The sequence below is a fragment of the Sphingobium sp. SA916 genome (assembly GCF_002894065.1).
GTDB classification, from domain to species: Bacteria; Pseudomonadota; Alphaproteobacteria; order Sphingomonadales; family Sphingomonadaceae; genus Sphingobium; species Sphingobium fuliginis.
Window position 1 is genome coordinate 1 of the sequence record NZ_LXYF01000032.1, and the last position, 11,419, is coordinate 11,419.

The 11,419-nt window shown below is 66.1% G+C and carries 9 protein-coding genes and 1 riboswitch; of the genes, 4 read left to right on the forward strand and 5 right to left on the reverse strand.

The window, feature by feature from the left end; all coding sequences use genetic code 11:
• Nucleotides 1-115 precede the first annotated feature (115 nt).
• Both A8G00_RS24755 and A8G00_RS09310 read left to right on the forward strand, forming a co-directional pair.
• Nucleotides 116-562: a hypothetical protein gene (locus A8G00_RS24755; RefSeq protein ID WP_146032580.1), complete on the forward strand. Its 447-nt coding sequence runs from the start codon at nt 116-118 to the stop codon at nt 560-562.
• 26 nt (nt 563-588) lie between these two features.
• Nucleotides 589-834, forward strand: a riboswitch (cobalamin riboswitch).
• A gap of 177 nt (nt 835-1,011) precedes the next feature.
• Nucleotides 1,012-2,997 carry a TonB-dependent receptor gene (locus A8G00_RS09310; RefSeq protein ID WP_044661143.1) on the forward strand — a complete coding sequence of 662 codons (1,986 nt, stop codon included), beginning with the start codon at nt 1,012-1,014 and terminating at the stop codon, nt 2,995-2,997.
• 180 nt (nt 2,998-3,177) lie between these two features.
• Here A8G00_RS09310 and A8G00_RS09315 read toward each other — a convergent pair whose 3' ends face one another.
• Entirely contained in the window at nt 3,178-3,831 is a 654-nt protein-coding gene (locus A8G00_RS09315; RefSeq protein WP_044661142.1) for an alpha/beta hydrolase, read from the reverse strand.
• 204 nt (nt 3,832-4,035) lie between these two features.
• Here A8G00_RS09315 and A8G00_RS09320 point away from each other — a divergent pair, with 204 nt between their 5' ends.
• Nucleotides 4,036-4,239 carry a hypothetical protein gene (locus tag A8G00_RS09320; protein ID WP_048575535.1) on the forward strand — a complete coding sequence of 68 codons (204 nt, stop codon included), beginning with the start codon at nt 4,036-4,038 and terminating at the stop codon, nt 4,237-4,239.
• On the forward strand, nt 4,229-4,456 hold the full coding sequence (locus tag A8G00_RS09325) for a hypothetical protein (RefSeq protein ID WP_025551049.1): 228 nt from the start codon (nt 4,229-4,231) through the stop codon (nt 4,454-4,456). Before A8G00_RS09320 ends, A8G00_RS09325 begins: the two co-directional genes overlap by 11 nt.
• Nucleotides 4,457-4,684: 228 nt before the next feature.
• Here the strand turns inward: A8G00_RS09325 and A8G00_RS09330 are convergent, their stop codons facing one another.
• From A8G00_RS09330 to A8G00_RS09345, 4 genes are all read right to left on the reverse strand, one after another.
• Nucleotides 4,685-4,882: a hypothetical protein gene (locus tag A8G00_RS09330; protein ID WP_025551047.1), complete on the reverse strand. Its 198-nt coding sequence runs from the start codon at nt 4,880-4,882 to the stop codon at nt 4,685-4,687.
• A gap of 104 nt (nt 4,883-4,986) precedes the next feature.
• Nucleotides 4,987-7,458 carry an exo 1,3/1,4-beta-D-glucan glucohydrolase gene (locus tag A8G00_RS09335; protein WP_025551045.1) on the reverse strand — a complete coding sequence of 824 codons (2,472 nt, stop codon included), beginning with the start codon at nt 7,456-7,458 and terminating at the stop codon, nt 4,987-4,989.
• Between the two features lie 120 nt (nt 7,459-7,578).
• The gene (locus tag A8G00_RS09340) at nt 7,579-9,846 is read right to left on the reverse strand and encodes a beta-glucosidase (protein ID WP_044661141.1); all 2,268 of its coding nucleotides are present in this window, start codon (nt 9,844-9,846) and stop codon (nt 7,579-7,581) included.
• A complete protein-coding gene (locus tag A8G00_RS09345) occupies nt 9,846-11,399 on the reverse strand; it encodes a tryptophan halogenase family protein (RefSeq protein ID WP_025551041.1) in 1,554 nt (517 codons plus the stop codon). Before A8G00_RS09345 ends, A8G00_RS09340 begins: the two co-directional genes overlap by 1 nt.
• Nucleotides 11,400-11,419 lie beyond the last annotated feature (20 nt).

Here is an 11,419-nt window from a genome sequence, read left to right on the forward strand (position 1 = left end):
CTCTCAAGTTTGATGTCCGATCTCGATCCAGGAGGAATAATCCCAAACCGAAACCGCTCATTCCTAGGAGCCATTCCTGCACAAATCTTACATGGTGTGTAAGGACATTGTGAGGATGGCTAATTTAACCGAGTATCCTGCGCCTAGAAGCCACAAGAACCCGGAGCCGCCGCCCACATGTCCCTTCATCAATCAACAATGTCAAAGAGCCGACAACCATACCGGACAGCTATCCTACCCCGTTCCTTGCGTTCCGGGAGACCAGCGTCCGTACCTGTTGGCGACCGTCCAGTTCAGCGCCTCAGTGGCGTCGTCCCGTCCGGTGAACGGGCATCTAGGTGGGCCAGGAGATTCAGGCAACCCCAAAAATGACAGTTTTTGGAAATTCCCGGAAAAAAGTCGCATGGTCACGGACAACCCGTTGATTTTGCTGTATTTGATCATGCCGCAGATGCGAATGTCGCTTGTAGATGCCTGGTGGATGCGGGCGACGGCGAAGCTGGTCTCCGCCCTTTGCTGGAGTACGAAGAGCCTCTTGCAAGCGGGGCGTCACCGCGTGTAACGAGAAGGCGCGGGGGACATATCGTCTCCCGCAATGATCGCGCCGGTGCCCCGAACGGGGCTTAAAGGGGAATGCGGTGCGGGAGGGCAACCTCCCCAAGCCGCGGCTGTCCCTGCAACTGTAAGCGGTGAGCGCGATGCATATGCGCGGCGGAGCGAGGCTTCCGCCGCCAGCCACTGGGCCGGACGCTAAATCCTGCGAGGCCTGGGAAGGCCTTGCATCGATGCGACGACCCGCGAGCCAGGAGACCTGCCGGCGTCTGGTCGCTCTTGCCCTGGCCCAGGGGATGGCCGCGGCACGGTGTCTTTCCGTCTGAGCGACGAACGAGCGGTGGAGGCCGCATCGGTTCGCGGGAACGGTCGCTTTTGGCGTCCGGCCGTCCCTGCGCGCCGGCCGTCGTCTGGCGGTCAGGCTCCGCCGGATGTCGCGAGACGCCGGAAGGAATGCGAATGCAATGGAAGATAATGGCTGCGGGTTTGATCGCGGCACATGCGGTCCCGGCTCTGGCGGAGACGGAGGCGCCGGAGGCGGAGATCATCGTCTTCGGCCGGGGCGAGGCGAAGATCGGCGTCGCCCAGGCGGCGAGCGAGGGGAGTGTCGCCGGGTCCGACCTGCTGGTCCGCCCGCTGCTGCGCGTGGCGGAACTGCTGGAGGCGGTGCCGGGCATGGTCGCGGCGCAACATTCGGGGAGCGGCAAGGCGAACCAATATTTCCTGCGCGGCTTCAACCTGGATCATGGGTCTGACTTCACCACCTATATTGACGGGGTGCAGATGAATTTCCGCTCGCACGGGCATGGGCAGGGTTATCTGGACCTGAACGGCCTGATCCCGGAGATCATCGCGCGGGAGGATTTCCGGAAAGGCCCCTATCGCGCCGATGGCGGCGACTTCGCGCTGGCGGGCGCCGCCTATATGAAGACGATCGACGGGTTCGACCGGCCGTGGATGTCGGTGGAGGGCGGCTCCTACGGTTCGCGGCGGATCGCGGCGGGGGGCACGATCAAGGGCTTCGGGCCGGGCGAACTGACGCTGGTGGCGCAGGCCAAGGCCTATGACGGGCCATGGGAGGAGCCGGAGCATCTGCGCCATTATGCCGGTTTCGCCAAATATCGGGCGGGGGCGGTGGAGGCAACGCTGCATGCCTATCGCGCGACATGGCGGCCGACCGAGCAGATTCCGGAACGGATCGTCGGATCGCCGGTCTGTGCGGATATGTTCTGCTCGCCCGATCCCTCGGCGCGGGGGGCGACGACGCGCCTCGTCGGCAATGTCGCGGTGACGCAGGCGGACTGGCGCGCCAATGGCTATGCGCAATATTATGACTGGTCGATGTATTCCAACCCGACCTATGCCGATCCGGACGGCAGCAGCGCGCAGATCCGCCAATATGACCGCCGCTGGATTATCGGCGCGACGGCGGAGAAGCGCTGGTCGCTGGGGTCCACGCTGGACTTCGGCGTCGGGACGGAGGATCGCTATGATCATATGGGCAATGTCGGGGTGTCGCGCACCGCCGACCGGGCCTTCCTCTCCTCGCTCGGCCGCTATCATGTCGAGGAACTGTCGCTGGCGCTTTATGGCGACGTGACGTGGCAGCCGCTGCCCGGCCTGCGCGTGACGGGCGGACTACGCGGCGATCATTATCGCTATGCGGTGCGGGCAAGGGATGCCGCCGCCGCCGCTCTGGGCGAAGGCAAGGGGTCGGACAGCCTGTTGTCGCCCAAGGCGTCGCTCGCCTATCGGGTCGCGCCCGCGCTGGAACTCTACGCCAATTGGGGCCGTGGCTTCCACAGCAACGATGTGCGGGGGGCGGTGAATGTCGACACGCCTGTCCCGGTGCTGGTGCGCGGCACCGGCAAGGAGCTGGGCGGGCGGGTCCAGATCGGTTCGGCCAGCCTGACGGCAACCTATTGGTGGCTGAATGTGGGCAGCGAATTGCGCTTCGTCGGGGATAGCAACGCGGTCGAGCCGACCGGCGCCAGCAAGCGGCATGGCTATGAGATCGTCGCCTTCTGGCGGCCGCTGCCCTGGCTGGCGCTGGACGGCAATTATACCGCCAGCCATTCGCGCTACGACAATGGGGACCGGATTCCCAATGCCTTCGAAAATGCCGCTTCGGCGGGCGTGGCTGTCGTGCTGGGGCGCTGGGAGACGAGCCTGCGGGTGCGGCATCTGGGGCCTTATCCGCTGATCGAGGACAATAGCGTGCGGGACAAGGGGAGCACGGTGGTGAACGCCCGCGGCGCGTGGAAGGGCAAGCGGATCGAACTTTATGGGGAGCTGCTGAATATCTTCGACAGCCGGGACAAGGACATCGCTTATTTTTACGAGTCCTATATTCCCGCTTTCGACATGACGGGTCCGCAGGAAGGGCGGTTGAGCCGGGTCGTGGAGCCCCGGACCGTGCGCCTGGGGATGAAGGTCAAGTTTTAGGGCGCGCCGCGTTGAAGCGGACGCTGGCCGCGCGCTCGACATTTCTGTCGCCGCATCGTTTCAAACGGACATCCTCCCCGCGCGAAGCGTGGGGAGGAGGAACAGGCGAAGGCCGGCGGAGAGCTCAACCGCGCCGCTTCGCCTCCGTCCAGCGGCCATTCAACAACAGGAAGGCAATGGTCAGACGCCGTAAAGCAGCGTCGCCTCCGCGCTGCGTTCCCGCTCGCCGGCGATGCGCTGGCCATCCATTCCCTGATCTTCGAAAGGCTGACCGAGCCGGGACAGCAGGAATCGTCCGAACGTCCAATCGCCCAGCGCGGAATCGGCGTTGATGTGCCCCGCCTCTCCCGCGTCGGCAAAACGGCTGCCCCAGAATTGCGCGAGCAGCCTCGCCCGGCTGAAGGAGATATAGGGATCGTTGCGGCTGGCTACGAGGATCGAGGGGAAAGGCAGCAGCGCCTTGGGCGTCGGCGCGAAGCCGCGCAGGCGGGAGTCGACGGCGCCCGATTCGAGTTCAGGCGGCGCCACCAGCAGGGCTCCGACGATCTTTTCGCTCCATTCGCGGCATTCGAACGCGGCCCACCAGGTCACGGCGTGGCAGCCCAGGCTATGGGCGGCCAGAATGACCGGGCCATCGATGCGATCGATCGCATGGTTGAGATTGCCGATCCAGCTATTGCGCTGCGGGGCGTCCCAACTGCCCAGTTCGGCGCGGTGGCAATTGGGCAGTTCGGCTTCCCAGATCGTCTGCCAATGCCCCGGCCCGCTGTTCATCAGGCCAGGCACGGTCAGGATCGTCGCGGAAGCGGTCAGTTCAGGGGCATATGGGCGCATGGGAAACCTCCTGCCCATGACATATTCTCTATCATTATGATTGACAATAGTGGATGGATGTTTTGCGGACTGCTGTTGCCGCTGCGCGACGAACCGAAAGGCGCGCTCCCTCTGCCTGATCGAGGTCAGGCGGGCCAGTCGGTTCGGGAAAGTTGAAAGCCGGCACGCCTGCTCCTATCAGCGATGGATGCGGCGGCGATCTTCATGACAGACGGCATCAGGGACATTCTCGACCGTTTGCGCGCACCCGCCGGCAATGTCGTGGCGCGGGCCAGGCGCATGGTGGAGGCCCATGTGCCGGAAGAACGGCGCGGACCCGGATGGGACCGGCACTGGCGGGAGCTGGAGGCTTATCTGGAACTGCCGGGACAATGGCCTTGCGCCGAGGGAAAAGAGAATGACGGCTGACAAACTCGTCGAACTGATCGTCGCCCGTCTGGTGCGCGATCATGGACGCAGCAAACATCATTGGCGCAGGCTGGTGGGGCCGATCCGGCTCTATAGCCGCGCGACGCATCCGCATTGCAACTGGGCCGCCGCGCCGACCGGAAGCTTTCAGGAAATCGCCGCGATCGAGGCGCTGCTGGACGACTGGCGCATGCGTTACCCGCTGCTCTCCGGTTGATGAAGCATTTGGCTGGAGCGCCCTGCGTCAGGCAGGAGGCGGGGCACGCGCATCCGAATTTCCGTTATCGCATCCTTTCAGGCGGAAAACCGGCCCCGCCCTTCGACGGGCTCAGCACGGGCAGTTCCGCACCATATCCAAAGCAGATTCCGATCCGATTGCATCGGCTCGACTGCTCTAGGTTTGTGTTTATCGCGTTTTCCGAGCCAGCAGATGACTCCATCTGCTCTAGCTGCCCGCTTCCGTATTGACGGGCGGCGCCAATGGATTGGGATCGCTGTCCTCGGCTTTCTCCACGCGCTCCGCCGCTTCATCGTCGGCCTGGCCCGCATCGCCGCCGGGCGAACCCTTTTCCGGCGGCGGCACGTCATTGCGGCCCTCCGCCGGGTCCTGGGTCGATTCGCCGCGCTGTCCGTCATTCTGCATGTCGATCTCCTGCTTCGAGGGTCTCAACGTGCCATGTCCGGACGGTATCCTCACCACAGGGCGACAACCGAATAGGGTTTAACCTGCTTTATCGCTCCTTCCCCTCAGTGCGGCGCCGCGTCGCCACAGGCGTCCATCGGCACGCTGACATAGTCCAGCTTCACGTCCGAAATGCTGATGTCGGCAGCGCCGTTGGATCGCAGCACGAGCGGCGCGGTGACCGCCTGCATGTCCGCGCCGCGCTTGGCGAAGCATTGCAGCGGAACGACGAGCCGAGACCATTCCCCGGGCTTTGCGGAGGACAATGCGCCGCCGATCGGCAGTTCGACCGTGCTCTGCCCGCTTTGCAGGCCGACGGTCATCTTCCCCGCCGGCTTTGCGTCCACCCGATATTCGACGACCAGGCTGATCTCTCCGTTGCTCTCGCGCGAGAGGTCGAAGGCGCGGGGGGCGACGAAGGCGACCTGCCCTGCCCCCTTCCATACGAAGCGACGGCTGTCCTCCTGCGCGCGGCGGTCGACGCCGCTCTGTGTGACGCCCTCCGCCTCTATGGCCCAGCCGGGCGGCGTCTGGCCGCGTCCATAGAAGGTGCCGGGCGTCGCCGCCGCCATGCCGGCGGGGCGGCTCTCGTCCAGCGTCCCTACTTTGCCGGGCCGGGCGTAGCTCAGGCCATAGCCGAAGGGGAAAAGCGGATCGTAGCCCGGATCGCGGCGGTTCAGCACATATTGGTCCGGGCGTTTCGGCCAGGAAAAGCTCAGCTTCCCGCGGAAATCATGGCGCGGCTTCCCGTCCGCGCCGGCGAACAGCATATCGGCCACGCCGCCGCCCTCGCTTCCCGGCAGGAAGGCCGCGACGAAGGCGTCGGATGCGTTGAGTTCCGCATTCACCCAAAGCGGCCGACCGGAAAGGAAAACCGCCACCACCGGCACGCCCGCCGCCTTGAAGCGGCGCAGCATCTCCAGATCGCGCTTGTCGCCGGGGCTGTATTCCAGATTGGGAACGTCGCCCTTGAACTCCGCATAGGGCTTTTCCCCGAAGACGACGATGGCGGCGTCCGGCTTTTGCGTGAAGCGGCCGTCGGGGGCGTAGCGCGCCGTGCCGCCGCCGGCCTTCACCGTCTCTTCTATCCCCTTCCAGACCGACTGGGCGTTGGGAAAGGCCGAATTGGGCACGTCGATCCCCTGCCAGGTGATCGACCAGCCGCCCGCCTGCTGGCTGATGCTGTCGGCCGCCTCGCCCGCGACGAGGATGTCGGCATTGGCCTTGAGCGGCAGGACGCCTTCATTCTTCAGCAGCACCAGCGATTCCCGCACGGCGCGCCGGGCGACGGCGCGATGGCCGGCGGAGCCGATGGCGTCGAACTTGCCGGCAAAGGCGCGGGTGGAGGGGCGCCCCCGCTCGAACGTCCCGGCGCGGATCTTCACCCGCAGGATGCGCCGCACGGCGTCGTCCAGCCGCGCCATCGGGATCGTGCCCGCCCTCACCTCCCGCAGCGTGTTGTCGTAAAGCTGTTTCCAGCCCGGCCCCGAATACATGAACATGTCGAGCCCGGCATTGATCGCCTGCGGGCAATCCTCATTGGAGCAGCCCGGCACCTGCCCATGGCTGTTCCAGTCCCCCACGACGAAGCCGTCGAAACCCATGCGATCCTTCAGCACGTCGGTCAGCAGCGACTTGTTGCCGCTCATCTTGGCGCCGTTCCAGCTTGAGAAGCTGGCCATGACCGATTGCGTGCCCGCCTCGATCGCCGCGGGATAGCCGCCCAGATGCACGTCGCGCAGCACCTCCTCCGACACGCGCGTATCGCCCTGGTCGCGTCCGCCGGTGCCGCCATCGCCCAGAAAATGCTTGGTGGTGGCGATCAGATGATCGGGCGCGAGGAAATCCCTGGTGCCGGCCTTGCCCTGCACGCCCTCGATCATCGCGCCGGCATAGTCGGCGGCGATCTGCGGCTCCTCCGAATAGCTTTCATAGGTGCGGCCCCAGCGGTCGTCCTGCACCACCGCCAGCGTCGGCGCGAAGGTCCAGTCGAGCCCCGCCGCCGCCGTCTCCAGCGCCGTCACGCGCCCGATCTCCCGGATGAGATCGCGGTCGCGCGCCGCGCCCAGGCCGATATTGTGCGGGAAGAGCGTCGCGCCGACGATGTTGTTGTTGCCGTGGACGGAATCGGTGCCCCAGATGATCGGGATTTTCGGGCCCCTGTCGCTCCGGGACATGGAGGCTTCATAGAATTCGTCCGCCAGTTTCAACCATTTGGCGGGCGAAGCATATTCGTCGCCATAAGGGCCGCTATTGCCGCCGTTCAGGACCGATCCGACCTTGTATGTCCGCACGTCGGCGGGGGTGATGGAGCCGATGTCGACCTGGATGAGCTGGCCGACCTTGTCCTCGACCGACATGGCCTTCAGCAATGCGTCGACGCGCCTTTCCACGGCCGGGTCGCGCTTGGGCTGGGCATCCACCCTGGGCCAGAGTTCGGGATGCGCAACCGAGGCCGCGGGCTGCTGCGCCGCCGCGGATGCCGCGAGCAGGACCGTCAGGACGGTCAGGGAAACGGGCGAAAGGCCGATGGTCATGTCGTCTCCTGGAATAAGGTCGCCTTCATGCTGGCGAAATAGCGGAATTTTTTCTGTCCGGGCATCAATGCGTTCCCGCGGAGGCAGGAGCACATTCTGCACTTGGGCCAACCGCCCCCATCAGGGCTTCAGGCTCTTGGCATTAAGCCTCGCCACGCCCTTCAGCGCGGCGTCGCCCGCATGATGCCCCACCGCCAGCGCATAGTTGCCGCCGTCGAGCCGCCAGCCCCTCCCTTCCTCGAAGCGCGCGATCAGGCGTGGGTCGACGGTCATGGTGACGCGCCGGGTCTCGCCGGGCGACAGGCTGAGCTTGTCGAAGCCGGCAAGCCGCCAGGCGGCGATGCCTGCGCTCCCCTTCGCCTGCACATAAAGTTGCGGAACGTCCGCGCCCGCACGGCTGCCCGCATTGGTCACGTCGAAGCTGACGGTCAGCGCCGCGCCGTCCTGCACCGCCAGATTGGCATAGGTGAAGCTGGTATAGGTCAGGCCATGGCCGAACGGGAAAAGCGGTTTCACGCCCTTCATCGCATACCAGCGATAGCCGACCTCCGCACCTTCGGGATAATCGACCGCAAAGGGCGCCACGCCGCCGGTCATGCCGTAATTGGTCTTGTCCCCGGCGTCCCGGCGGGCCTCGGCCGCGTGCAGTTCGGCTAGGCCCGCCGGTTCCGGACGCGGCGCCTGACCGGCGCGCACCGGGAAGGTGATGGGCAGGCGGCCCGAAGGCGCGACGTCCCCGAAGAGGATATTCGCCATGGCTTCGCCGCCGCGCTGGCCGGGATACCAGGCCTGCACCAGCGCCGGCACCTTCGCGATCCAGGGCATTTCCACAGGGCCGCCCGTCTCCAGCACGACGATGGTCTTCCGGTTGGCAGTGGCGACCGCTTCGATCAGCGCATCCTGATTGTCCGGCAGGCGCATATTGTCAGGGTCCTGCGCCTCCGTCTGCCATTGCCAGCCGAAGACGATGGCGAGGTCCGCCCGACGCGCCGCTTCGGCCGCGGCCCTTGGGTCGCCGCCGTCGACATAGCTGACCTCCGCCTGCGGCACGAGTGCGCGGATCGCCTTCAGCGGCGAGGAAGCATGCCAGGTCATCCGCGCGAAGGAGGCGGCGGCCCCCTTTGTCAGCGGAATTTCGACCGGAGCCCCGCCGACGGAGCGGACCTGCGACGATCCGCCGCCCGACAGCACCCCGACATCGGCATGGCCGCCGATCAGGACGATCCGCCGCGCGCTTTTCGCCAGCGGCAGCAGATCGCCCTCATTCTTCAGCAGGACGATGCCCTCCTCCGCCGCGCGCTGGGCGATGTCGGCATGGGCGGCATAGTCGATCTGGCGCGGGCTTTCCGGGACGGGATCGTCCATCAGGCCGCTGGCGATCACGCCATGGAGGATGCGCTCCACCATATCGTCCAGCCGGGCCGCGGGAATCCGGCCGGCCTTCACAGCCTCCTCGAACGGCTTGCCGAAATGGATCGCATCGTCCAGTTCCTGCCCCGATTCCTGATCGAGCCCGCCCAGCGCCGCCTTCCCGGTGGAATGGACCGCGCCCCAGTCGGACATGACCCAGCCCCTATAACCCCAGTCCCTCTTCAGGACTTGGTTGAGCAGCCAGTCATTTTCGCAGGCATAATCGCCATTCACCTTGTTATAGGCGCACATGACGGAGGCGGGATCGCCGATCTCCGTCGCGATCTGGAAGGCCAGCAGGTCGCTTTCGCGCAGCGCCGCCCTGTCGATCCGGGCGTCCAGCACGGTGCGGCCGGTTTCCTGCGAATTCAACGCGAAATGCTTGATGGTTGAGACGATATGGGCACTCTGCACGCCCCTGATATGCTCGCCCGCCATCACCCCGGCCAGCAGCGGATCTTCGCCCAGATATTCGAAATTCCGCCCGTTCCAGGGATCGCGGGTCAGGTTGACGCCGCCCGCGAGCAGGATGTTGAAGGTCTTGGCCCGCGCCTCCGCGCCGATCATCGCGCCGCCCGCATAGGCAAGCGCCGGGTTGAAGGTGGCCGCCGTGGCGAGGCTGGCCGGCAGGGCCGTCGCCGTATCGCCCTTGCGCTGCTCGATCTGGTTGGCGACGCCCAGACTCGCGTCGCTCTCCCGCAGGGTCGGGATGCCGAGGCGCGGGATGCCCGGGATGTGCCCTGCGGACGGGATCATGGCGATCGGTTGGGAAGGCCGGGCGAGCGGCGGGAAATAGCCGTGGATGATCGCCAGCTTCTCCTCGATGGTCATGGCGGCCACCAGCGCCCTGGCGCGTGCTTCCGGCGACAGGGCGCGGTTGCTGCCGGCACTGGCGGCGGGGACCGGCGGGGAAGGCTGCGCATGGGCCAGGCCGGCGACGCCAAGAAGCAGGGAAGCGATCAGCGGTTTGCGCGTCATCAGGATACTCTTGCAGAGGGTTGCCGCCCACGCAGATGGTCGAGCAGCGCACGATGGTCGGGAAGATGGGAGACGGCGGCGCCGGAGGCCCCGGCCACCCTGGCGAAGGCGGCCCGCGCCTCCTGCCCGCCGGGATAGCGGCCGATGCCGCCCGCCAGCCGGGTTTCGAAACCCATGCCGTAGAGGATATAATGATAGCTGGGCGGCAGGAAGGTTTCGAGATCGACCGTGAAATCGAAGCGCGAGGGCGGGCGGTGCCGCCATTGGGCGAGCAGGTCCTGCAGATCAGCCGGGATGGAGGCCGGATCGGCATTGTCGCGCCAATAGGCCGTGTCGGTGCGGCGGGTAATGCAATAATGCAGCTTCAGGAAGCGGACGATCCGTTCGAACCGCGCCGTCATCAGCCTGTTGAAGCGGCGCGCCGCGGCATTGCGGGCGGCGGTGTCGCTGGCGCTTCCGGCAGGCAGGAGGAAATCCCCCACCATGCGCAGCGCCGCCTCGATCAGCATGATGCCGGTCGATTCCAGCGGCTCGAAAAAACCCGCCGACAGGCCGATGGCGATGCAGTTGCCGATCCATTGCCGCTCGCGATAACCAGTAGCGAAGCGAAGCTGGCGCGGGGTCAGCGCCTCGCCGCCCGGCCTGACATAGCGGCGCAGCACGGTTTCCGCCTCATCGTCGGAGCAATGGCGGCTGGAATAGACATAGCCGATGCCCCGCCGTTCGGGGAGGCCGATGTCCCAAGTCCAGCCCGCCTCATGCGCGGTCGCCAGCGTATAGGGACGGATCGGCGCGTCCGGGCGGTCATGGGGCACCTGCATCGCCAGCGCGCGGTCGTTGAACAGCGTGTCGCCGCAGCCGACGAAGCCGCTGCCCAGCGTCTTCCCGATCAGCAGGGCGCGGAAACCGGAACAGTCGATGAAGATGTCCCCCTCTACCCGCCGCCCGTCCCTGAGGGTCAGGGCGGCGATGTCGCCATCCTCCCGCTGTTCGACATGCGCCACCATGCCCTCGATCCGCCGGACACCGGCGGCGAGCGAGATCGTCCGCAGATAGTCCGCGAAACGCGCCGCGTCGAAATGATAGGCATAGTTCATCGGACCGGAAAAATCCGGGTCCTGCACCCGCTTGGGCGCTCGCCCGGCGCGGATCACCCGTTCCTGCACGGTGACGCTGTCGGCCCAGGAAGCGCGCTGTCCCTCCATCGCCAGCCAATGGGGCAGCAGCGCCTCATCCTCGCCGCCGATGGGCATGTTGAACGGGTGGAAATAGCTGTCCGCGCCCGTGGCCCAGCCGTCGAACAGCACGCCCTGCTTGAAGGTCGCATCGGCGGAGCGGAGGAATTCCCCCTCCCCAACGCCCAGTCCCGCCAGGGTCGAGCGGATGGTGGGAAAGGTCCCTTCGCCCACGCCGATGATGCCGATCTCGCTGGATTCCACCAGCGTCACGTCGCGCATCCCCAGCGTGCGGGAGAAGGTGGCGGCGGACAGCCATCCGGCCGTTCCGCCGCCGACGATGACGATCCGACCGGGGGAGGGAATGTCGGCCGTCATCTCAACTTCTCCTCGTCAGC